General features: G+C 69.2%; 23 protein-coding genes. 10 read left to right on the top strand and 13 right to left on the bottom strand.

What is annotated here, in order from left to right:
- Positions 1 to 17 precede the first annotated feature (17 nt).
- A complete protein-coding gene (locus tag OG737_RS34125; protein WP_328930580.1) occupies positions 18 to 1,640 on the top strand; it encodes a hypothetical protein in 1,623 nt (540 codons plus the stop codon).
- On the opposite strand, the gene OG737_RS34120 is transcribed toward OG737_RS34125, so the two are convergent.
- The 5 genes from OG737_RS34120 to OG737_RS34100 all read right to left on the bottom strand — a co-directional run bounded on the left by OG737_RS34120 (position 1,589) and on the right by OG737_RS34100 (position 5,316).
- Positions 1,589 to 2,062, bottom strand: a complete 474-nt coding sequence (locus tag OG737_RS34120) for a hypothetical protein (protein ID WP_331723475.1) — start codon at positions 2,060 to 2,062, stop codon at positions 1,589 to 1,591. The genes OG737_RS34125 and OG737_RS34120 overlap by 52 nt on opposite strands.
- Positions 2,063 to 2,352: 290 nt before the next feature.
- Entirely contained in the window at positions 2,353 to 2,946 is a 594-nt protein-coding gene (locus OG737_RS34115; RefSeq protein ID WP_331723474.1) for a transposase family protein, read from the bottom strand.
- A 455-nt stretch (positions 2,947 to 3,401) separates the two neighbouring features.
- Positions 3,402 to 3,737: a hypothetical protein gene (locus OG737_RS34110; protein ID WP_405922474.1), complete on the bottom strand. Its 336-nt coding sequence runs from the start codon at positions 3,735 to 3,737 to the stop codon at positions 3,402 to 3,404.
- A 50-nt stretch (positions 3,738 to 3,787) separates the two neighbouring features.
- Positions 3,788 to 4,324, bottom strand: coding sequence for a GNAT family N-acetyltransferase (locus OG737_RS34105; RefSeq protein WP_331723472.1), 537 nt, complete (start codon positions 4,322 to 4,324; stop codon positions 3,788 to 3,790).
- On the bottom strand, positions 4,321 to 5,316 hold the full coding sequence (locus OG737_RS34100) for a hypothetical protein (RefSeq protein ID WP_405922473.1): 996 nt from the start codon (positions 5,314 to 5,316) through the stop codon (positions 4,321 to 4,323). The genes OG737_RS34105 and OG737_RS34100 overlap by 4 nt, the downstream gene beginning before the upstream one ends.
- Before the next feature lie 444 nt (positions 5,317 to 5,760).
- On the opposite strand from OG737_RS34100, the gene OG737_RS34095 reads away from it, so the two are divergent.
- Together OG737_RS34095 and OG737_RS34090 are read left to right on the top strand one after the other, a co-directional pair.
- A complete protein-coding gene (locus OG737_RS34095; protein WP_405922472.1) occupies positions 5,761 to 5,925 on the top strand; it encodes a hypothetical protein in 165 nt (54 codons plus the stop codon).
- Positions 5,922 to 6,146: a hypothetical protein gene (locus OG737_RS34090; protein ID WP_328930577.1), complete on the top strand. Its 225-nt coding sequence runs from the start codon at positions 5,922 to 5,924 to the stop codon at positions 6,144 to 6,146. Before OG737_RS34095 ends, OG737_RS34090 begins: the two co-directional genes overlap by 4 nt.
- A gap of 601 nt (positions 6,147 to 6,747) precedes the next feature.
- On the opposite strand, the gene OG737_RS34085 is transcribed toward OG737_RS34090, so the two are convergent.
- Positions 6,748 to 7,215, bottom strand: coding sequence for a winged helix-turn-helix domain-containing protein (locus OG737_RS34085; protein WP_328930576.1), 468 nt, complete (start codon positions 7,213 to 7,215; stop codon positions 6,748 to 6,750).
- The gene (locus OG737_RS34080; RefSeq protein WP_328930575.1) at positions 7,212 to 7,778 is read right to left on the bottom strand and encodes a hypothetical protein; all 567 of its coding nucleotides are present in this window, start codon (positions 7,776 to 7,778) and stop codon (positions 7,212 to 7,214) included. The genes OG737_RS34085 and OG737_RS34080 overlap by 4 nt, the downstream gene beginning before the upstream one ends.
- Positions 7,779 to 8,466: 688 nt before the next feature.
- Between OG737_RS34080 and OG737_RS34075 the strand changes: the two genes are divergently transcribed.
- On the top strand, positions 8,467 to 10,122 hold the full coding sequence (locus tag OG737_RS34075) for a DUF2637 domain-containing protein (RefSeq protein WP_331723470.1): 1,656 nt from the start codon (positions 8,467 to 8,469) through the stop codon (positions 10,120 to 10,122).
- A gap of 598 nt (positions 10,123 to 10,720) precedes the next feature.
- On the opposite strand, the gene OG737_RS34070 is transcribed toward OG737_RS34075, so the two are convergent.
- Positions 10,721 to 10,873: a hypothetical protein gene (locus OG737_RS34070; RefSeq protein WP_405922471.1), complete on the bottom strand. Its 153-nt coding sequence runs from the start codon at positions 10,871 to 10,873 to the stop codon at positions 10,721 to 10,723.
- Between the two features lie 318 nt (positions 10,874 to 11,191).
- On the opposite strand from OG737_RS34070, the gene OG737_RS34065 reads away from it, so the two are divergent.
- The 5 genes from OG737_RS34065 to OG737_RS34045 all read left to right on the top strand — a co-directional run bounded on the left by OG737_RS34065 (position 11,192) and on the right by OG737_RS34045 (position 15,588).
- Entirely contained in the window at positions 11,192 to 11,575 is a 384-nt protein-coding gene (locus OG737_RS34065; RefSeq protein ID WP_331723469.1) for a hypothetical protein, read from the top strand.
- A gap of 1,055 nt (positions 11,576 to 12,630) precedes the next feature.
- The gene (locus OG737_RS34060) at positions 12,631 to 12,921 is read left to right on the top strand and encodes a hypothetical protein (RefSeq protein ID WP_328923216.1); all 291 of its coding nucleotides are present in this window, start codon (positions 12,631 to 12,633) and stop codon (positions 12,919 to 12,921) included.
- An 8-nt stretch (positions 12,922 to 12,929) separates the two neighbouring features.
- On the top strand, positions 12,930 to 13,682 hold the full coding sequence (locus tag OG737_RS34055) for a hypothetical protein (RefSeq protein ID WP_405922470.1): 753 nt from the start codon (positions 12,930 to 12,932) through the stop codon (positions 13,680 to 13,682).
- Between the two features lie 816 nt (positions 13,683 to 14,498).
- Positions 14,499 to 14,663, top strand: a complete 165-nt coding sequence (locus tag OG737_RS34050) for a hypothetical protein (protein ID WP_331723466.1) — start codon at positions 14,499 to 14,501, stop codon at positions 14,661 to 14,663.
- Between the two features lie 70 nt (positions 14,664 to 14,733).
- Positions 14,734 to 15,588, top strand: coding sequence for a hypothetical protein (locus OG737_RS34045; RefSeq protein WP_331723465.1), 855 nt, complete (start codon positions 14,734 to 14,736; stop codon positions 15,586 to 15,588).
- A 63-nt stretch (positions 15,589 to 15,651) separates the two neighbouring features.
- On the opposite strand, the gene OG737_RS34040 is transcribed toward OG737_RS34045, so the two are convergent.
- Positions 15,652 to 15,858 (bottom strand): hypothetical protein, encoded by a 207-nt coding sequence (locus OG737_RS34040; protein ID WP_328923212.1) that lies wholly within the window; start codon positions 15,856 to 15,858, stop codon positions 15,652 to 15,654.
- A 59-nt stretch (positions 15,859 to 15,917) separates the two neighbouring features.
- Positions 15,918 to 17,345, bottom strand: coding sequence for a helix-turn-helix domain-containing protein (locus OG737_RS34035; RefSeq protein WP_328923211.1), 1,428 nt, complete (start codon positions 17,343 to 17,345; stop codon positions 15,918 to 15,920).
- 238 nt (positions 17,346 to 17,583) lie between these two features.
- Here OG737_RS34035 and OG737_RS34030 point away from each other — a divergent pair, with 238 nt between their 5' ends.
- On the top strand, positions 17,584 to 17,850 hold the full coding sequence (locus tag OG737_RS34030; protein WP_328923210.1) for a hypothetical protein: 267 nt from the start codon (positions 17,584 to 17,586) through the stop codon (positions 17,848 to 17,850).
- Between the two features lie 324 nt (positions 17,851 to 18,174).
- Here the strand turns inward: OG737_RS34030 and OG737_RS34025 are convergent, their stop codons facing one another.
- The 3 genes from OG737_RS34025 to OG737_RS34015 form a co-directional block, all read right to left on the bottom strand.
- Positions 18,175 to 18,705: a GNAT family protein gene (locus OG737_RS34025; RefSeq protein WP_331723464.1), complete on the bottom strand. Its 531-nt coding sequence runs from the start codon at positions 18,703 to 18,705 to the stop codon at positions 18,175 to 18,177.
- A gap of 301 nt (positions 18,706 to 19,006) precedes the next feature.
- Positions 19,007 to 19,261: a hypothetical protein gene (locus tag OG737_RS34020; RefSeq protein ID WP_328923207.1), complete on the bottom strand. Its 255-nt coding sequence runs from the start codon at positions 19,259 to 19,261 to the stop codon at positions 19,007 to 19,009.
- 589 nt (positions 19,262 to 19,850) lie between these two features.
- On the bottom strand, positions 19,851 to 20,123 hold the full coding sequence (locus tag OG737_RS34015; RefSeq protein WP_331723463.1) for a hypothetical protein: 273 nt from the start codon (positions 20,121 to 20,123) through the stop codon (positions 19,851 to 19,853).
- Between the last annotated feature and the right edge of the window lie 1,055 nt (positions 20,124 to 21,178).

Below are 21,178 nucleotides of genomic sequence, written 5' to 3'. Positions count from 1 at the left end.
ACGTCGAAGGGGGAGAGATGAACCGACCGGGGCGCCTTCCGGGGCCGTTAAAGGGCCGCACGGCCGAGGCGAACGCCCTCGCGCGGTTCCTGCGGGAGCTGATCGCGCAGGACACGGTGAGCCGGCTGGAGGAGCAGTACCAGCTGAGCAGGAGCGTGTGGAGCGAGTACCGCTCCGGCCTGAAGATCATTCCGCTGCCCCGCCTCAACCAGATCATCGAGGACCGCTTCCCCCGCGACGCCCGCACCAGAGGTGCCAAGCTCCAGGAGGCACGCCGCCTCCACGCCGCCGCCATGGCAGCAACCCCTGCCCCGCCCGCCGCCGCACCGGCTCCGGGCCCCGCCCCCACGTCGGTCCCGGCCCCGGGCAGCCCTGCTCCCGACCCTGACCAGGCTCCGGCTTCGGCGATCGTCCGCGACGACACGGCCGGGTTGTTCGCGGACAGCCCGCCGGCCTCGGACGACGCCGCGCCGAACCGCCCGGGCGAGGCCGCGCAGAGCGCCCCGGACCAACCGCCGGCGGCCCCGGCGGACCCGAGTTCCCGCACCGACGCGGCGGAAGCGGCCCCACCGACCGGCCTTGTCCCGCGCGCGGCCCGGCTGAGGCGCTGGAGGACACCTGCGCAGTGGGCGGCGCTCGCGGCGCTGGTCGCGGTCCTCGTCATCGCCAACCAGGTCCAGCGCTCGAAGGACCAGCCCGACACCGCGTCCTCGCTGGGCGACCCCGGGCAGGGCCGGCAGAGCACGGCGCCCGTGGAACCGGGCTCGTTATCCACCGGTCCGACGGCCCCGGAGGAATCCCGGCCCACGCCCCCGACGTCATCCGCCCAGGCATCGCCGGCGCCGACCCGGCCCCAGGGCGGCGGGGCCAGCGCAGTGGCCGCGACCTCCAGCCGCCTCTACCGCATCACCGCCGACGCACAGGTCGAGGAGTACACCGGCAAGGCCGGCGCCTGGACCGTCATCCGTAACCACGCGACCAACCGGATCATCACGAGCCCCACGACGCTCTACGCCACCGACAGCGGCACCGGCAACATCGAGGAGTACGACGGGTCGAAGAAGACCTGGACGGTCATCGGTGGCCCGGGCAGCTCCTTCGCGGCGACCGCCAGCCACCTCTACGGCGTCGGCACCCTGGGCACGATGGAGTACAGCGGCACGCCGGGTGTCTGGCACCCGGTGCGAGGCGCGACCGACCGGATCTTCACGAGCCCCACGACGCTGTACGCCACCGACAGCGGAACCGGCAACATCGAGGAGTACGACGGGTCGAAGAAGACCTGGACGGTCATCGGTGGCCCGGGCAGCTCCTTCGCGGCGACCGCCAGCCACCTCTACGGCGTCGGCCCCGACCACCAGGGCACCTTCGAATACAGCGGCACGCCGGGTGTCTGGCACCCGGTGCGAGGCGCGACCGACCGGATCTTCACCAGCCCCACGACCCTCTACACGACCGACACCACCGGCGGGAAGCTCCAGGAGTACGACCGGTCCAAGAAGATCTGGACTGTCATCGGTGATTCCGTCAGTTCCTTCGTCGCGACCAAGGACCGCCTCTACAGCGTCAGCGCAGACCTCTCCAACATCTACGAATACTCCAGCACACCAGGATCCTGGTCTCCCATCGGCAGCCCCTGACAGGAGAGCAACCCGGGCAGGCGGCAGGCGCTATGGCCTGCCGTGCCCCCATACCTGCTTCCACCGTCCCGGGCCGCCTGGCCTGGCAGGACGGCCGCGGCCAGCGCGGTCGCCGGTGGCGCTGCCCCGTGCCGTTGCCCGGTGCTTGCGGCAGCAAGATCGGTAGATTTCGTCCGGCCGCGCGACGGACGGTGGCCGGCCCGGCGGTAGGTCGACGTGGAAGGGCGCCATGGCAGCCGCGGCGTCGACCAGGGCAACAGATAGATCCAGAAGAACTCCCCGACCTCCCCGTCCGCGTCCTGCCCGAACTCGCCCAGCGCCTCGACATCAGCCCCGCCGGCCTGATGCCCGGCTCCGACGAACTCTTCGAGCGCCCCTGCCACCGTCAGGTCGTCGACCGCCGGCCGGTCGGCGCCGACCATGACGCCCTCACGTCGTCACGGCGCTCGCATCCGTGTACGGCCGCCAAACCGACGACGGCCTTGCGGCAGCCCTGTCCTGGAACCGCCCCCGGCTGGAAGCTGCCCTCTACCACCTTCGTGCCCACCCCGACATCGGCGGCCCGCTCGTTCTACTGCACATCCCACCCGACGCGTACACCGTCACCCCGCGCCTCGACGTGCTCGCCCCGCACCAGGTCGACGCCCTCACCGGACGGAAGAACACCCAGCCGGCCATACGCTGCCCCATCCAGCCCGCCGATGCCGAGGTCCTACTCCGCGTCTGGGCCGACGGCGGAATCGATACCAACGACGCCGCCCAGCGCCAAGCCCTCGAAGACCTCGCCGCCGCCGAGATGGTCACCCGCGGCGACATCATCGACCGCTTCCACGACAACGTGCTCTACAGGTGGCGGCAGCGGCACCCGCATCAGCTGGGACAGGACGGCGACCCGCGAGAGCCTGATATTCAAGATCCGCAGCATCCGGGATCCGCCCCGGCCGGCCAGCACCACGCCGATGTCCTCCACCAGGCACTGCAGTCGTGGTGTCCGCCGCTGGTAGCGCACGGTCAGGCCTGGTACTTGCTCGGCGAAGGTCGCCTTCGGGCAGGTCGTGTTCTCGCAGTACAGGCGGCGTACGGACAAGTCGATGCGCGGAGGCCGGCCTGCGAGCGTGACGTCGGCGAGGCGCCGTGCGTAGCGGCTGTGGCACCACTCGCTGAGCTGGCCACATCCCGTGCATCCCGCTGGTTCACCGGATCTCGTGCGGGCCCGGACCGCCACCACAGCATCGGAAACCTCAACCGAGACCACCTGCACATCAGACAACTGCGGTAACAGGCTGACCAGTTCAACAGAGCACAATCACAGGCTGCCCGTCATACAGACCGGCCGACCGTGGCACCGAGATGATCTTCGCCTACGAAAATCTTGCCAGAGCCACTTTCAGGAGTACGCCGACAGGCGTTGTCGCAGATAACGGGGGCTGCTTTGCGCAGGCGGAGCCGAGTAGCAAGATCGACCACGTCGAGAAGGGGTACGTCGCACGTCGCCGCGTTCCAGGATGGTGAACTCGGCAGGGGTCTGGAGGTACCCGCATCCGCAACAGACAACTCGGCATCTCGTCTAGTCGATCGGTACCGAACAGCCGACCGCCGAGGCCCGTCACTGTTCTTCATCAAGCACCGCCCCGGCGGGGGTGCGGAAACCCGGATCACGGCGCGGGCCTCGGTGTAAGTCAGCTGCTCGCCGGACTCCCGCCTGTGGCGGCTTGCGGCGCGCTGAACGGCAGGGGCTCGTCCGCGTTTCCGAACCACCATTCACCTTGGCCGACGCTGAGAGACCAAGCCTCCGACCGCTTCGAACTCCTTGGTCAGTTCCGCCACAGCCTCAGACGTGAAGAGGCCACTCTGCGGGATGGCCTGGACACAGAGGTTCCGGCCCACCTGCCGTATCTCGAACTGTCCGTCGTCGGAGACGCGTAGAACGTCTCCAGCTGCACAGCCCAGGACAAGCCCCTGGCTGCCAGCAAGCTCGAAGAGGCCCGAATCGAGACTACGAGCAGGCAACACTTCGAAGACGGGGTTCCCGCTGCTGGCATGGCCAGCCAGGAGCCTCACGTGGGTGTCAGCGACCGGGATGGATGCAGACGTCATGAGCGCGATCGTGCCACACCGACTCTCAGGCAAGCTCCGGAAGAGACGGCTTAGTCGGCTTTACCCGCGTGCTGCTGTAGGTCGCGGAGCATGACTGCGTAGAGGGGGGAGTCGGGGAAGGGCTGGCGTTCGCCTACCTTGCGGTAGTGCCAGCTCTCGTAGAGGGCTTGGACGCGGGGGTGGGTGTTGTCGACGAGGAGCACGGCGAGGGCCTCGTCGCGGTCTGCGAGAAGGGCTTCGTGGAGGCGCTGCGCTATGCCGGTCTTGCGCCATTTGGGGATGACCATCAGTTCGGAGACGGCGAACGTGGTGCTCGGGTTGGGGGCGGGGTCGAGGTAATCGCGCCACCACTCGCGTCCCGGGTTGGACGGGGCACCGTAGGAGAAACCGGCAGGCTCGTCGCCGTCGTAGGCGATCACACACACGAAGCCGGGATGGCCACCCCAGTGGTCGACGAACCACGCGAACCGCTGGTGGAACTCGTCGTCCATCTCCGCTGCGTACGCGTCGTCATGGACATCGAGCAAGGTCTGGCGGATCTGGGCGAGGTCAGCGTGGACGAAGCGGTTGAGGCGGTACTCGCTCATGCGGGGCAGCTCCATTCGGTGCGGTACCGGTCGGCCCAGTCACGGGCCGCGGTGGCGGACGGGGCGAGAGTGAACAGGTCGCGGTAGAAGTCACCAAGGAGGGTCCGCATTCGGCCCGGCAGCGGTGCGCCGCGCATCAGCTGGAACGCGGCATTGGTGGTGGCACAGGCCTGGTCGAGGTCGCCCTGGTGGAGCTGGGCCAGGGCCAGGCGGGAAGTGGCGAGCGCCCGGTTGCGGCGAAACGGGCGGCCCAGGACGGACAGCGCCTGATGTGAGGCGGCCTCCGCCTCTGCCGCGTCACCGAGACGGTCGCGGACGATGGCAGTCAGGGCATGGAGTTCGGCGGGACCGTAGAAGGCGATCCAGCTCGGCCTGATCGCAGCGGGGGCCTTGGCGAGTGCCTCGCCCGCGTAGCCGAGAGAGCGCAGGGCGCTCTGGCGCTCGCCGCGGTTGGCGTAGGCGACTGCGGTCCGGGCGTGCGCGAGTGAGGCGTAGAGGGGATCGCGACGGCTGACAGCGGTCGACTGTGCCGCCTGAGCGGCTGCGACGGCCTCGCCGTGGCGGCCGCGCTGGTGGGCGAGCATGGCGTTCGAGTTCCACACCCGCATCGCGGTCTCCGCATCCCGGGCCAGGCCCGCCAGGCGCAAAGCTGTGTTCAGATGCGCCTCGGCCTGGTCGAGCCGACGCGAGTCGACGCACGACCAGGCGGCGGTTGCGGTGTAGTTCGCGGCGATGGAGAACAGACGCTGTCGAGTCCGCTCGGTGGCCACCCCCTGCTGCAGAGCAAGGGCGTCGCGGGCACCGGCAAGGGCAGCCCGTTCCAGGTCGGCGCTGCCACCTCGCGCGTCGTCGGCTGCCATCAGGGTGTCCAGGCCACCACGCATGCGGATCACATCGGCGGATCCAACCGACGGGCGTGCCCCGGCAGAGGCGCCGGTGGCGGCTGCGCCGGCCACAGAGGTCGCGGCGGTCAGGAAGGTTCGGCGCAACACGGTTTGCTCCTGCTCGTCTGCGGCCCCGCAGATCTGGCCTCGGGGAACGAATCCGAGTGCGGTGACGGGGACTCCCGCAACGGATTCCAGGGCACGGCGTAACCGGGCGTGGGGCCACCGGTTCTCGCACGACAACCAACGGAACACTGTGCGCTCGCTCGTGGCCCCTCGGCGTCCGGTGATGCCGGTCAGGGCGTCGTTGACCAGCTCGGCCAGCACGGCGGCGGACATCTCGTGCTCGCGCATCCATGCCGCAAGTGCTTCATTCCTCGACCGTGCCATACACGCCACGGTAGAGGCGGCCTGCCCCGACCGTCAGTTAAAGCAACAGTCAAGTTGTCAGTACCGGCATGAGAGGCCCGGCAGGTGTTTGACATGGCTGTCACCAGCCTTGCACGGGTTACTGGTCATACACCCCCGACTCCACGCCGAGGAGACCAGACCGTGGCTGATATCCAAGACCCCGCAGCGCCCGGGGAAGGGCCCGAGTCAACCGGGCAACCCGCCTACGGCGTCCCGAGCCCGGCCCTGATCGCCCGCGCCGCGAATGGTCTCGCCCACTTCCTCGCACACACCTGCGACGACGACATGGAAGAGACCGACCAATGAGCGCGAACCACAGACTCGGCTTCGGGCACGACGAGCATCCCCTGCTCGGCCGCCGCGTCCGAGACATCGCGTCCGGCACCGAGGGCGAGCTGATGGCCGTCACCAACGAAAACGTGTCGGACAACGTCCTCTACGAGCGATGGGTGGAGCTGGCCTACATCCGCGGCTCCGACGGCATCGAGTTGTCGACCGCAGCCACCAACCTCAAGGCCGCCGAATGATCGAGTACCTTGGCTCCAGTGCCCCCGTGATCGCCATGCAGGCTGCCCTATCGGTGCGGTGCCAGGACGCACCCCTTCCGGAGCTCAGCGAACTGACATGGGAACAGGCCCAGGGCCGGGCGTGCTGGCCCTGCGGCAAGTTTCTTCCACCCGGTGCCGTGGCCCGTGGCGGGGTGAGTGCTCGGCACGGCACCAGCTTCCTCGACACGCCTGTGTGGTCGTGCCCTGCCCCGGAGGCGACCCCCTGAGCGCCAAGACCCGATGCCGCACCCCGGGTTCGGACACGGCGTTCGGCAGGACGAAGGGCTCTGCCTTCGGGCACGCCGTGTCCGAGGCCCTGCTGAGGCGGGCTCCAGGCGCTGCTGCTCTCGGCGCCTAGGGCTCGCACGCTCTTTCCCCGGCCCTCTTGGCGCCGGGAACCTGCCCCGCATTCGCCGACTACATACACCTGGGAGTGTTCGATCCCCCTCGCAGCCGAGGATGTCGACGGCGGAAGCTCGCTGTCCTCGGATTCGGTTGGTGCCGCAGTGTTGCAAGGGACGAGCCTGGAGGGAGGCGTTACCGACCTGGCCACGTAGTGGGCACATCAGTCTGTCTGTTTTCAGCCGGCCAGCAGGAGTGTGGGGTGAGGCTTGTCCTCACGAGCTTCCTCGCCGCCGTCGGGGTCCGGGTCGAAACCGGTTCCGGTCCGGGGGTCGCTGCGGCGTGGCGGGCGGATTTCGCCGGTGGGGAAGTTCAGCGGCCAGATGTGCGTGGCGGGGTCCTGGATGTGATTGACCATGTGAGCCAGTGACACGTAGCCGGCGAGCAGAGGGTGAATCAGCATGCGGCCGCGACGGACTCGGCCTTCGATGATGCCCTTGTCCTTGAGTTGGCCGACTGCGCGGGACACGGTGGCCTGGGGGATGCCGAGACGCTCGGCGATCTGGTCCTGGCGGATGTGTACGGTGCCGCCGGGTTCCTGGCGGGCGGTGAGGATGTCGAAGACGTCGCGGGCGGTAGGGCTCAGCCCGGCGTTCGGCAGGTGTTCCCAGATCTCAGGGTTGTGGAAGCCGGGGACGGCGTTCATGAGGACGACCTCGTCTCTGGCGCAGGAGGGATCACGATCTTGTGGGCTTTCAGCGTTGCCGCGCCGATCCTGCGGAGCAGGGCTTGGTGCTTGGTGCTGCTGAACCGGTAGGAGTATGTCGGGTTGAGCTGGTACTCGCCCCGCTTCACCTTCCAAGTGAAGTGGTGCTTCGATAACTCGGTCAGGGCCCGGCTGATCTTGGACTGCGAACACCCGAAGTGGGCTGCCAGTGCTGTCTGCTTCGCTGCCACGACTCCCTCCTCGTTGTGAGTCACCGACATGTGGTCCAGAAGGTTGCGGGCTGGGCCCGAGAGGTTGAACCTCCACAGATTCTCCTGCAGCACTTGGGACACATTCGTGTGGGTACCGCCTTCGAAGCCGTAGCGCTTCGGGGGCGGGTCGGCAGTGAAGTGCCCGCCATTACGGCTGATCTTTTCCAGCGACTTGAGGATCTGATGCGCGCTGCGGGTGTCATCGAACGCCGACGCCTGCCGGGGAACGGGAACAAGCCTGGCGCTCTGCTGGGGCAGGGGTGTTGCCGGGCGCCTAGCTGGCTGTGCCACTAGAGATGCTCCTTCGTTCGAATCACCTCACTTATATATCAAGTACGTCATCTAATTCATGGTTCCATGCATCGGCGCGTTGCGGTCTCTTGACGTGTGACCTCCATGCGTGAGCGTGCATGCAACTCGGGTCCTGAGAGCACCTTTCCATGCAGGCATCTGCATGGATCGCGAGTGTTTATACAGGTCAGGGAGATGCCGCTATCTACAAAGACACCTCCCCGCCCCCGGCTGAGTTTCATGCATCGTCGGCTGATCTCCGGCATGCCAGTGCGGACCCCACGGGTTGGCTGCGCCCTGCGCTTCGCTCCGGTACTCGCGTCGTCGGTACAGCACGCTCGACTTGTGGCGGGAAGTCTGTGGTTGTGGTTGGAGGCCAGCAGCACAGTGGCTGATGCCGTCGATGGTGCGGAGTAGCTCCCTTGTGCCGCATGACGCGTGCGGGAATCGCTGGGGCGCACCTTCTGTGGCTGAGCAGTCGCTGAGCGGGTCCGTTGCAGTTCCTCGTGTGTGCAGGGTGCTAGTCGGCACGTTGCGACGGCAGGTCCGCGTTATCCGTCACCGGTGGTTGAAGCCCTGCCTGAAAACGGCGCCTGCGCCTCTTCTGCTGATTATTGCGGCGTCCTGTGCCTGGCGATGGGAATGTGAACGATGATCAGGACAGGGACTGATGGAGGGGTAGGAGCACGTGACTCAGCTTCAGCTGTCTCGTACGCACCGGATACTCATCGGCGTCGTGGTCGCCGGAGCCGTCGTCATCGCGGCGATAGGTTTCGCGGGCTCGTACTCCGCGGTGCGCGCGCTCGCCCTGCAAAAAGGCTTCGGTAACTTCTCGCTCGTCTTCCCCATCGGCATCGACGCGGGCATCTGCGTGCTGCTCGCGCTGGACCTGCTGCTGACGTGGATCCGGATCCCCTTCCCGCTGCTGCGCCAGACGGCGTGGCTGCTGACGATCGCGACGATCGCCTTCAACGGTGCCGCGGCCTGGCCGGACCCGCTGGGCGTCGGTATGCACGCCGTGATCCCGGTCCTGTTCGTGGTGACGGTGGAGGCGGCCCGGCACGCGGTGGGCCGGATCGCGGACATCACCGCGGACCGGCACATGGAGGGCGTGCGCATCACCCGGTGGCTGCTGTCGCCGGTGCCCACGTTCAAGCTGTGGCGCCGGATGAAGCTGTGGGAGCTGCGCTCCTACGAGCAGGCGGTCGGCATGGAGCAGGACCGGCTGATATACCAGGCCCGGCTGCAGGCGCGGTACGGGCGGGCCTGGCGGCGCAAGGCCCCGGTGGAGGCGCTGATGCCGCTGCGGCTCGCCCGCATCGGTGTGCCGCTGTCGCGGACGGCGCCGGAGGCGCTGGCGGTGACGGGGATAGAGCCGGCCGTATTGCCGTCGGCGCCGGAGACTGCCGATCACCAGACGGTAGAGCGGGCTGATACACCTCGGCGCGTTTCGGTGGCTGCTCCAGGCACGGTGGGGGAGCGGTCTGTAGCGGGTCCCACAGGTACGGATGCGGGCTTCACTCACGCGTTGGAGCCGGCTGCCGATCAGGACGGGTTCGGTCCCGCCCACCTTTACGGTCGCGACGAGTCAGCGGCGAGCGGGCCACAGCCAATCGCTCCCAGGGCCGCCGAGCCCGGTCATTTGACGGAGATGGAGCTCTGGGAGGCATACCGCTCTTACGCGGCGCGTATTGGCGAGTTCCCTGACGCCGCTGCGTTCGTCTCGCACCTGGCCGAGGCCTACGGAGTGGTGGACCCGATGTCGGGCGGGCCTCTGCCCGCCAGAGAGGTGGAGGAACTGCTGGCCGGGTTCCCCGGAAGCCGGAAGGCCCTGACCGATGAGGGTTCGGTGACCGGTCACCGTACGGGCGGCGGTCCCCACCCCTTCTTTGAGCCCTCGGCGGCCCGAAGTGACGTCCGCGCACCCGCCGAAACGGCACCTGAGTCCGGCCAGGTACCGGCGCCGTCGGCAGATGATCGACTGTCGGCTGTAGCAAGTCACCAGCAGACCTCCTTCGACGTCCTGACCGATCATCTGGGCCCCGCAGCATCAGGGGAGACCGGGCACTGGCAGGCCACTGCCACCGATACTGGTGCGGCCGCTGCTCGGCTGCCCGAGCAGCAGACCGAGGAGGCTGACCTGGGCCCGGTCCAGCAGCAGATTCTTACCGTCGCCGGATGGCTGGTCGAGGCAGAGGAAACCGGTGCGAGGCTGTCCGGGGCAGAGGCTGCCCGCCGCTTGGGGGTGTCGCCGAAGACCGGTCAGCGCCGCGTGATCGACGCAGGCAAGCACCTCGCCGAGCAACGCCGGCAGCACGGGCGCGCGCACCTTCGCTCGGTCTGAAGCTGATCACACCCTCATGACCGATGACCGGTGACCCTGAAGTCCGGCGTCTGGTGACCGGCGAGCGACACCGGTGACCGACGCTGGTGACCGACGCTGGTGACTGGTGACTGGTGACTGGTGACTGGTGACTGGTGACAGGCGCTGGTGACTGCTGAGGCATGCCCGGTCCCCCGATCGACTCGCTCACCAGCAGCCACGACCGATCCGAAGCCCAGCCAACGGCCATTCCTGAGAGACGGATGACTGGGCGGGGCCAGGGGTCCGCCGTCACGTTCACCCGGTCGACGGTGAACCGGTCCCCGCAGCGCCAAGTGCCTCTGACCTGTGCTTTGACCGATGGCCGATGGTCAAGTGACCGCCTTCGCCCCTATGACCGGTGACCGGCCCGGCCTCCATCGGTCACCGGTCATGACCGATCTCCGCGAACCCAGCCAGCCCACCAGCTGCGCGCCCGCTTGCTCGCTCACCGGTGATGGGCAGAGAGCTCAGCCAGGTCGGCTGGGAGGCCCCGCTCGGATCCAAGGACCCTATCCAGCCTGTCGTTCGAGAGACGGACGAGGTCCTGCAAGCGCCGCTTCTTAGGGCGGTCTGGGTCTCACTGAGCGCTGGCACTGCCTCGTCGTGCTGCGAAGGGCGTCCAGGCCGGCACCCGGTTCTCGGCCGAGCAGGCCGCCGCGGTGGCCATGGTGGAGGCTGCCTGGCCCGAGGCCCTGACCGTCCTGCTGCCGAAGTACCGGCCGGTGGTCATCCGGGACACGATCCTGGCCGCCCTGGCCGGTGGCCGGTCCGCTGAGCAGCTGGCAGCGCGGGTGCGGCGCCGGTGGTGGAACCACGGCTACGCCACGGACGCCTTGCCGGGCGGCAAGGGGATCGGCTCAGCGGTCGGTGTCGCGGTGGGCCTGGTGCGCCCGCCCACGGATTGCCCGGACCCGATGTGCGAGGACGGCGCCCGGATCCAACTGGGCCCGCAGGACGTCTGCCCGAAGTGCGAGAAGCGCAGGGCGGAACGCCTTGCCGCGCGGCGGCAGGGCATCGTGGGCCCCGTGGGGAGACCGGGCCGACCCCGGTGTGGTGGGACTGCGAGGGCAAGGGCTGCACAGCGACCGGCAAGGGCACCCGGCCGACCGATGGCCTGTGCTGGCAGTGCCACGACCGGACCGAGGCCGAGCTGATCGAGCACGCCACGGCGGACCTGCTCGCCGAGCGGGACGCGGCGTACGCCGCCCAGGCCGAGAGGGCCAAGGCGGCCGCCCAGTGGAACGCGATGCTGGCCGACGCCTACGCCGAGCACGCCGGGCGCGAAGCGGCCAAGAGCGCGGAGGTCCGCGCCCGCCGGGCGGCGGAGGCTGAGGAGGTCCGGCGGCTGCGTGAGCAGCTGGTCCGGGAGCACCCCGAGTTGGCCGCCTACGCCCAGCAGACCGAACCGCAGGCCGCAGTAACCCTGTTCTAGCCGCTATGCGCCCCGCTGAGCGTCTCACAGCCCGTTCCGGCCCCTCCGGTCGCAGCGGTTCCCGAAAGGCGCTCAGCGGGGCGCCTGTAGCTTCCTGGTGCGGACGGTGGCCTGGTGACGGTCCCTCACGGCCCCGCCGGCACCGACCCCGAGGCTGATTTTGTGTGTGCCCCGGCCGGAGCGGCCGATCCCAAGGCGCGCACGCGTGCGCGTGCACCCGCGTGCGCGGGAAGCCCACCGGAGCTGTCGTGGGGGGCCTGTCGTGCGGGTCGGCCTGTCGGCGCGACACGAGCGGTGTGTCCTGCGGTGGGGAGGTCTGAACCGTGGGTCTGGGATGGGTGCGACAGCCTCGGGGCGGAACCGGAGTGCGGCCGACTGCTGAAGCCCTGCGAGGAGAGGATCCGGCCTCTCCGGCCGGAGTGGGGACCGCGACAGGCCCGGCACGGGCTCTGCGTGGCCGCGTGAGGGTCGAACGGCGAGACCCCGGGTCCTTTGTTGGAGAGGGCCCTGAAAGGCCCTCAGGTGGTGTTGTGCGGGTTTTGGTCCGCTGGTTGCCTCGGGTACGGCAAAGGCCGATGTCCGCACCATGGGTACGCTCATCGGCCGCCGTGCGGGCCACGCGCCAACGTGACCCGCAATGTCCCTGGTGTGTGCCTTGGTTGGAGCCAGTAGCAGACAGGGCGCCTGTAAACGCGCATGACTCGCCATCGGGGATAGCGCGCGTAACGAGGTTGAGGCTACGGCCGCCGTGGCTGAGGTATCACTTACCTTGCTGGGACAAAAGTCGGGCCAATGAATTTCGGACGCCCAGGAAGCAGCATTTTCGCAGGTCAGAGGTCATGCGGGTGCGTTGGGCTCGGGGCCAACAATTGGGACATCTTCGGGGCCAATACAGGGCTCTTGGCGTAGAGGGGCTACGGGCTGGGATTCTTGGTCGGCAGTGCTTCGTTCCGCTGCTCAGGTGACGCCAATCACCTAGCGGAATTCGGCCTGTTGGAGCCAGTAGCAGCCGGTCGGCGGCCCTAGAGAGGGCCGTCGACCCCTACCCGTGAAGGGTGTCTGAATTGAACACGATCGACGGGGCCTCGGCCCCGGCCTCCGGCGTGCGCTTCGGCATGGCCCACGCCTTCGTCATCGCCGCCTATCTGGCGGCCGCCGTGCTCCTCAGCCTCATCGCGCACATGCCCGTGCAGGACATCCTCGTCCTGCTGGGCGGCGCTGGCGCGGTCAGCGTCGCCGTCCTGGTCGCCTCCAACGTCAGGAACGGCAAGGGCGGCGGGGGCGGCCTGCTGCGGCGGCTGCTGAACGCCGCCCTCGGGGGCCCCGGCAACGGGAGCGTGAACTAGTGGGCCGGGTGGGGCGCCCCGAAGCCCCTGTCGACCACACGGTCCCCGCGCTGGGGGAGCTGGCCCAGTTCCTCCGCGACGTGCGAGGCGGTATCCCCTACAGCACGCTGGCGGAGCGCAGCCAGCGGGGAGCCTCCCCCCTCAAGCGCGCCGCGTCTGGGAAGACGCTGCCCACCTGGGAGTGCGTTGAGGGGTATCTGGGCGCCTGTGGCATCAGCAGCGGCACCCCCCACCACGAGCGCGCGCGGCAACTCCACTCCCGCGCGCAGGAGGCCTGGCGCCGGCCCAGCGGCTCTACGGCCGTACCGCGGCCCGACCTCGCCTCCAGCGAAGCCGACCTGAGCCGTGCCCTGCGGGACGCCTACGCTGCCGCCGGTCGCCCGTCGCTTCGAGTGCTGTCCGAGCGGGCCGAAGGCTGGAACCTGTCCCGAAGCACGGCCCACCGCATCGTCAACGGGCAGGCCATGCCCGTCGACATCCTGCAGTACCTGAGCTTCCTTCAGGGCTGCCAGGTGTCGCGCGACAGGCTGCCGGCCTGGTTCGCCGCCTGGTCCCGGGTTCGGGATGTGAGCCCGTTCGCCGTGTTCTGGCTCGTTCAGTTCCACTCCTCCCAGTTCGGTCCCCAGTACAACGAATGGGCCAGGAAGCAGCAGGTGTACCCGAAGCCCAGTTGGTTCGACGCGGCGGAAGCGGCCATAGCTCGACGCGCCGCCAACTCGCCGATCGACGCCCGGCGCTTTGTAGAGAGCCTCGCAGCCTGAGCGAGGAACCGACGGCGGGGCGGCCCTCTCCAGGGCGGCCCCGCCGTTCGCGCGTGCACTGCACCCGCGTGCACATGGGCTGCGACCACGTCCCGGCCGGGTGTCACACCGGCCTGTCACACGCCCTGTCACACCGGGGCCGTGTCACGGGTCTGACCATGGCGCTAGCCCGTCAACCCCCGTGGGAGTCCTTGTGTGACACACGCTCGGCCCCGATCCGCCCTGGCGTACATGGGGGTACCCATCGGGGGAGCCCAAGGGGGTACGCGAGGGGGTACGCGAGGGGGGAACGTGCGCGCGGACTCACCGCGCATCGTCCCTGGGCAGGCGCCATTTTTCGACCGGTGACTGGCCAGACTTTAGGTCTGGGCGGGGCGAAGGGGCGGGTTGTGGGGGGATCGGGGTGGAGGTTGGCGGGTGGGGATGAGGTGGGTGTGGAGGCTGGCTGGTTTCTCGGGTGATTGCGGGGGTTGTGGTCGTTAGCGTGGCGTGATCACGAGAGCGGGAGGCATGGTGCGGCGGGTTACGGGTTACGGGTTGCGGGTGTTGGGGTGGCGGCTGTGATCCTGGCGGGCTGCGGGGGTTCGGGGACGGACGCGAAGGGGCCTGCAGGGCCGTCTGTGGCGTCGGTGCCGGCGTCTGGGACGGCTGACCCTCAGGCGGCGGAGAAGGCCGCTGTGCTGGCCGTGTACGCGGGTATGGGGGCGGCTGAGGTCCGCCGCGGGAGCGCTGGACCCGGAGCTGGAGCGCTACGCGACCGACACGGCGCTTGCGGACATCAAGGCGACGCTGTTCTGGTACCAGCAGAAGAACACCGTGTTGGCGGGGCAGCCGGCCCGCTCCGCGGTGGTCGACTCGATCGACACCGCCAGCGATCCGCGGCGCGCGGTCATCACCGACTGCGTCGACTCCAGCGGCTACGACAAGGTGAGCAAGGACGGCACGCCGGTGGCGGTGCCGTCCGGGCCGCGCACGTGGTGAAGTCGACCGCGCAGCGCACGGGCACGGGGCCGTGGCTGGTCTACAGCTCGACGATCGAGCGGGAGCGCACGTGCTGAGCTGGCCCCGGCTCGGGGCGGCGGCCGTGGCGGCCGGCCTGCTCTGGGCGGCCGCCGTGCCGCTCGCGGTCGCGGACGGGCCTGGGGGCGGGGTGGTGTGCCCGCCGCGGGATCTGGACATCACAGCTCAGGACCCGGGCCAGCCCGCCCCGGGCAAGCCTGGCGGCAAGCCGGGCAAGCCCCCTGGGGAGGTGGGCAGGCCCTCGTGCGCGATCGACGGCCAGGAGGTGCCCTGCTCCACCCCGGAGATGGGCACGTTCAACTCGGCGGACTCCTGCTACTGGAAGCCGACCGACGGCCCTGCCGGGGGCCTGCCGCCGGGGTTCGACACGGGTGCACCGGAGGGCTGGAAGCCGGGGGATCCGGGCGGGCGGCTGTACCTGGTCACCTGCCCCAGCGCGAACGGTGACGTCCGCGGCGGGATCCGCGGGTCCGCGACCGGTCCGGCCAGCGGCGGTGTCGATGTCCAGGCGCTCGCGCAGCAGGCGGTCGAGCGCCTGCGCCTGGAAGGGCGGGACATCGGAATCGTTCCGAAGCCTGAAGGCAAGGGCCTGGTCGGGATGCCGGTGTGGATGTGGAACCGGCCGGGCCCGACCCGCACCGGCCCGGCCACCGCGTCCGCCTCGGCCGGGTCGGTGACGGTCACCGCGACCGCCACGGTCCGCACGATCGTGTGGTCGATGGGCGACGGCGCGACCATCACCTGCACCGGGCCGGGCACCCCGTACTCACCGGAGTTCGGGAACATCTCCTGGGCCGGCGCTGGGCAGACCGGCACACTCACTACCACCCGCGAGAGTGCCACCAGCCTTGCGATCGGTGAGCTCCAGGTCCTCAACGTGCCCTGAACTGGGCAGAAAGAACTCACCGCTTGCCTAGTGGTGACTACAGATATGGCCGGTGACGGCCGGTCAGTGGTCGGCCGCCGCAGTTCCGGGGCCCAGGTGGCGGCGGCCGGGCGCGGCGGCGGACCGGTCGGCGGGGCTCGTGGCCGAGGTGGCCTCGGCGGCCGGGGCCACCTCGACCGCCTCGGCCGCGAGGAGTGCCCGGGGGCCGGCTGCGGCCGGGGTGTCGGTGGCGGGACGGGGGCCCGTGCCCAGCGGGCGGCGCGTGATCACCCCGCCAGTGTGGCCCGGGCTGTTCCCCAGGGGAACGCGGGGCTCTCCGTCGTGGTGTGTCAGAGCAGTCCGAGTAGGTCTGCGATCCAGTGGCCCCAGGTGTCGGTGCCGGTGGCGAACGGGACGATGACGCTGGCGATCAGGGTGATCGGGGCACAGCAGAAGATCAGGGTGTAGGGCCACTCCGCGTGGGGAGAGGGCTTGTCGGGGTTCGGAGCGATCAGTGTCGCGCCTGTTCCCCCGATGATCGCGGAGGCCAGTAGCGCTCCGAGGGCGGTGAGGGTCTTCGAGGTCCCCGATTCGGTATCGCTTTGGAGGACGGCGGTGGCGCCGAGGTAGATCACGGCCATCGCGGCCAGGACAAGGACCGCCGTCATCACGTCCGACGTCCTGGCCGTGCGCCCTTTCCCGATCCTGTCGTAGGAGGCGGCGAAGGTTTTGACCTCTAAAGAGGTTGCGCCCAGCCCGCGCAGGACCGGCCTAAGCCGGCGCCAGTCGTGCGGGAACTCGCCATTGGCGAACCATCGGTCCATCAGGGCAGTGTCCTCTTGCGTGGAGCTGTTGCCGTAGGGCCTGCTGGGGCTCAGGCCGGCGAGTTTTTCGGCTGGCCAGACCCTCTTGCCGCCGGCCCGGGCGCGTAGCGCCCGCAGCTGCCCTGTGAACTGTTCTTTGGTGTCCGCACGACCCAGGAGCGGCCTGCGCTCCGGCGGAGGCGCGGGGGTTGGCATCAGCGGCTTGAAGGTGCTGGTGGAAAGATCCCGTGGCGGGAGGGGAGCCGGGGCTTCCCGCTCCGCCTTCCCGCTGGTGGCCTGCGTTGACACGGCGGGAACGGCGCCTTCGAGCGTTCCGCCGGACATGGTGGTGGCGGTGCTCTCGTCGAGGAGGGTCTTGTTCTGGCGGCGCAGGACTTCGACTTCTCGCTGTACGAGGACGACCTGGTCGTGCTGCGCGGTGAGTTCCGCCTCCAGCCGGCGGGTGTAGGCCTGGGCGTCCTGGAGCTTCTTGTCCTGCTCGGTGACACGCTGTTCGAGGACGCCTAGTCCCGTCTCCGCGTGGCGGGCCTGCTCCAGCGCCTGCTCCAGCTCACCGGCCAGCTGGTCCGCATGCTCCTTGAGCGCGGCCAGTTCCGCCTCACCGGCCTGTTTCTCTCCCTGTACCCGGGCGAGTTCCTGCTTGAGGATTACCAGCTGGACGGCCGGTGACCGGCTGGCCTCATGGGCCCGGGCGCACAGCTCGTCAAGCCGCTCCCGCACTCCGGCGTCCAGGGGCCGGCCCCGCTCCGCGAGGAACGAGTCCAGGCGCGCGACGAAGGTGGGCGGGGCGACCCTGTCGCCGCTGAGGTAGCGCGAGAGGGTGGCCGGGGCGACATGCGCGGCGACCGCGATCTCCTTCTGCGTGCCGCCCTGCATCGTGAAGCCGTGCACCGCGGCGCGCAGCGCGGCCGCGTAGGCGGCGGCCGCCAGCCCGACCGCCTTCGGTTCACCCATCCCCGTGCCCCCTCGTCGACCGCCCCGCGCGTGCGGTCTGGCGCAGGCCGGATCCACGATTGTCACGCACACGCGCAGCAGGGTGAAAGTCCCCTGAGTCCAAGGGCGTTGACCTGCTGTTACCGGTTGAGCGGGAACCGCCGTTCCCTCTGCCGCACCAATCCGCCGCGCTCGACGCTTGATCCGTGGCCGCACCCAGCGCCACACGGATAAGCGGAAGTGAGGCACAACGGTGAACATGATTCGGAACCTGGTAACCGGCGCCCTATCGGCAGCGGCCGGCCTGGTCGCCACTCTGTACCCGGCGGTGGAGGTCCCCGCGCTGCTCCTGGGCTTGGCCACTCTCACGGTTCCCGCACTGCGCGCGGTGCTGCGCTACCGGCTCCATGCCAAGGCCGTCGACAAGGCCGCCGCGGGTGACCTTCCCGCGCTTTTCCAGGCCTTCGGCGCCACCGAGACCGGTCAGACCGGTGAGGAACCGGCGCTACCTGCTACCGGGCCGTAGCCATACGAGCCGGTATCTCCAAGGGCGTGCGGCCGGTCCTGCGGCCAGGGTCCGGCCTGAGCGTCACCGTGCACCCGTGATCACCTGCGGGTCTACAGGAGGCCTGCGGTGGTGGCGATCCAGGTGCCGGCTGTCACCAGGGGCTGGTAGGTGATGAAGTTCCCGGCGGTGAGCGCGATGGGCATGGTGATCAGGGTGGTGGCGGTCACGTAGGGCAGGGCGTCGGTGCCGCCCAGCTGGTGATCGCGATGGTGGCGCCGGCGATTGCGGCGAGGACGCACCGAGGTCGATGTTCACGAGAAGCGACAGCACCCGCTGGCGGGGTTACGCAGTGGAGCGCCATTCCCCTTCGAGGCTGCTGAAGATCATGGAGTCTCGCCAGCCGTCGTGGAGCAGCGCGGTGTCGCGCAGGCGTCCCTCATGCGTCATACCGATCTTGGATAGTACTCGGGAGGAGCCGAGATTCCTCGGGTCACAGGTGGCATGGATCCGATGGAGCCCCAGCTCGCCGAACCCGTGCGCGAGCAGCTGCCGGCCTATTTCCGTGCCGATGCCCTGCCCCCATACCCGGGGATGCACGATGTATGAGATCTCGCCCTGGCGCTGCTTATGGCTGCGGACATGCAGCTCACCCATGCCCACCACATCCCGCCCGACGCGGGCGACGTAGGGGAACCGGCGCTGAGGGGTGCCCGACCAGGCCTTGACCGCGGAGTCCACGAAGTCCTGTGTCTGGACCTCTGTGTTCGGCCCCCAGGACTGATAGCGGCATACCTCCGGGAGGCACGCCCAGGAGTGAACGGCCGGCCAGTCCTCCAAAACGATCTCGTCCAAGGTTACCGAGTGCTGACTCATACGACGATCATGAACGGGTCGCCGCGGGAAGATCAAGGTCAAGGAGCCCATCACGCTTCGCCGACGGCTATGCGGGAGAGGCCTGGTGCTGTCAGTTCTCGTGAACATTGCGACGCGCTCCCTGGCCGAGTGTGCCTCCCCAACCGACGTCGAATCGCTGCTCCTTCTCGTGGACAGAGCCACCCGTAGGCGGGTCAAGACCCAGGCTGGCCTGCGGCCAGTGAGTATCTCGGTGTCGTGCGTAGCGTAGATGCCAGTTCGGCGCAGGGTTGGGTCGGTGTGCAAGCCATGTGGGCTCGCTCTATCTGTACGTGATCGCGGTCCCGTAGGCCACCAGACTCGTGTAGGAGATGCCCGGAATGGCGGTCACGCGCGCTCCGATGACCTCGTGGGCCCCGAGCTCCGCCGCGCTCACGCTCAGGGAGGAGAGCGCTCCGCCGGCCTCGAAGCATCTACCGCCCCAAACTATCCAACTGCTGGCGACGGTGCGGGCCTGTTGAGGGCTGTCGACGGTGACGACCGCGACCGGAAAGGGAAGTTTCTGTTTCTTCGCCATAGACAGGGCATGCTGCCAGGGGCCCGATCCGTCCGGCAACGGGCAGGATGCACCGCGCGCGGCCAGCTGATGCCTGGGCGCCTCGGATGCCGTTGTCGTCCTGGCTGGGTGTCAGGGACTCAGGTTCCTCAGGGTAGGCGCGGGGGCAATGTGGAGGAGGACCCGGGCTGATGCCCCTTGCTGTGGAGCTCAGGCGAGCGGACCATATGGGGTTGATCCGACGGACGGGGAATCCATGACATGTCAGACGTGTTCAAACAGCGGGAACTGCCACAACTGTGGTGGAACGGGACAGCGAGGCGGTTCCGGGGCTGACAAGTGCTCTAGCTGCAACGGTTCTGGCGACTGCCGGGGGTGTGGCGGGCGCGGTTGACCGGCCGGGCTGGGGGCTCATCGTTAGAACGCGGAGGGTCGCCCACCTGGTGGGCGGCTCTCCGCGTGCCGCCTCTCAGTTCCGTGGCGTACGCCCTCCGGTCGCTGCTTGACGCCGCCGGTCCGGGTGTTCCGACTGGGAACACCCGGACCGGCCGTCTGCCCTGTGTGGGCCCGGCTGTCCCTCCCGATGGCCGGGCCCGCGCGTCGTGTGGTGTTACTGGCGCCACAGGTGCCGCAGGGCGGGCAGCGCGAGGGTCAGGAACACGGCGAAGGTGGCGGCGCCGACCGCGAAGGGGTCGGCCCAGGCCGGCGCCCACCGGACGAAGAGCGCTGCGCCGATGGCGAGCACGGTGCCGAGCATCGTGAGGGCGAAGGTGATCACCAGGAGGAGGACGGGTCGCTCGCGCCGCAGCCGCGCCAGCTCTGCGTCTGTCTCGGCGGCCTGGGCGGCCGTGGTCTCGTTGGTCTGGGTCGTGGTGGTGGTCATGGTGGTCCTTTGGTTGGGCCGGCACGGTGCCGGGCTGTGGGTGGTGCGAGGGCAACTGTGTGAGTCCGGCTGTCGGGGTGCGAGTTCTCGCGAATTTGCGTTCCGTGCCTGGTCAGAGGCCGCCGAGTGCGTCCGTGACGCGGATTCGCGAAGGCTTGACACGGAGCCGTCCGCCATCGCCGGTTGAGGTTGCACCGGGGGCGGGTTAGGCCCGCAAGTCCCGTCTCCGGCGTCCCGCTGTGGACTGTCCGTCACGCTGGCGATCGTGGAGATGAGACTGAGCAGGATTTGTCTGCGGGACCTAGTGATACGGAATTCGTGGCGTTATTCAATGTTTCTCCGGAGACCTGCATGAATTTTCTTTGTGCGACGCCCTGAATTCTCAGATCACTCCTGACGGACCATCAGTTTGGTGTGTTTTCGTGGTTGGTGGGGCCCCGGACGGCGGGCTGGGGGGTTAGCGCTCGCGTGTGGGCCGTTCCTGTCCTCGGACACCCCTGAGGTATCTGTGCAGTTCAGGAGCCTGGAGACGCCCAGTCAGGGGCGTTCAGGGACACGGTTCTTGGGTCCGGGTCGGGTACCGTGCCCACGGTGCCCGGCCGGCCAGGCGCTGTATGGGCATCGTGGGGTGGATCCCAGATGCTATCCGCTACTCAGAGTGATGCACGCGAGGTCCAGGCGGGCCCGGATGGGGGAGCTCCCTGAGCACCAGGCCGTGGTGCATCAGGCCCCGCGGCCGGCCTCCTGCCCAAGCCACGCAACCCGCCCGGGGTCACCCGGGCCCGCAGCGCGGGCCGTTCGGGGTGGAGCGCAGCGGAACCCCGAACCCGTCCGGAGCGAAGCGCAGGACTCCGGCCCAAAGGGCCGGCCCTGGCTCGGCGAAGCCGAGCCCCGTCGAGCGCAGCGAGGCGGTTCTCTCCTGAGCGCGCAGCGCTCAGGAACTTCGGAGCAGCCGAGCACCGCGAGGCAAGGGAGCGAAGCGACCGCACCCGGCCGAAGGCCGGGCCTCGCCGAGCGCAGCGAGGCGACTCTCTGTCACAGCGCGCAGCGCTGTG

This window comes from Streptomyces sp. NBC_00122 (genome assembly GCF_045160845.1).
Classification (GTDB): Bacteria; Actinomycetota; Actinomycetes; order Streptomycetales; family Streptomycetaceae; genus Streptomyces.
The sequence above is the reverse complement of the archived record's forward strand: the minus strand, read 5'-3'. Positions and strand labels throughout refer to the sequence as shown.

What these genes read in the sequence shown, in the direction of transcription:
- OG737_RS34125 (WP_328930580.1), top strand. Translation starts at nt 18, where the DNA reads ATGAACCGACCGGGGCGCCTTCCGGGGCCGTTAAAGGGCCGCACGGCC.
- OG737_RS34120 (WP_331723475.1), bottom strand. Translation starts at nt 2,062, where the DNA reads ATGGTCGGCGCCGACCGGCCGGCGGTCGACGACCTGACGGTGGCAGGG.
- OG737_RS34110 (WP_405922474.1), bottom strand. Translation starts at nt 3,737, where the DNA reads ATGACGTCTGCATCCATCCCGGTCGCTGACACCCACGTGAGGCTCCTG.
- OG737_RS34105 (WP_331723472.1), bottom strand. Translation starts at nt 4,324, where the DNA reads ATGAGCGAGTACCGCCTCAACCGCTTCGTCCACGCTGACCTCGCCCAG.
- OG737_RS34090 (WP_328930577.1), top strand. Translation starts at nt 5,922, where the DNA reads ATGAGCGCGAACCACAGACTCGGCTTCGGGCACGACGAGCATCCCCTG.
- OG737_RS34085 (WP_328930576.1), bottom strand. Translation starts at nt 7,215, where the DNA reads ATGAACGCCGTCCCCGGCTTCCACAACCCTGAGATCTGGGAACACCTG.
- OG737_RS34070 (WP_405922471.1), bottom strand. Translation starts at nt 10,873, where the DNA reads ATGACCACCGGCCGGTACTTCGGCAGCAGGACGGTCAGGGCCTCGGGC.
- OG737_RS34035 (WP_328923211.1), bottom strand. Translation starts at nt 17,345, where the DNA reads ATGGGTGAACCGAAGGCGGTCGGGCTGGCGGCCGCCGCCTACGCGGCC.
- OG737_RS34030 (WP_328923210.1), top strand. Translation starts at nt 17,584, where the DNA reads ATGATTCGGAACCTGGTAACCGGCGCCCTATCGGCAGCGGCCGGCCTG.
- OG737_RS34025 (WP_331723464.1), bottom strand. Translation starts at nt 18,705, where the DNA reads ATGAGTCAGCACTCGGTAACCTTGGACGAGATCGTTTTGGAGGACTGG.
- OG737_RS34020 (WP_328923207.1), bottom strand. Translation starts at nt 19,261, where the DNA reads ATGGCGAAGAAACAGAAACTTCCCTTTCCGGTCGCGGTCGTCACCGTC.
- OG737_RS34015 (WP_331723463.1), bottom strand. Translation starts at nt 20,123, where the DNA reads ATGACCACCACCACGACCCAGACCAACGAGACCACGGCCGCCCAGGCC.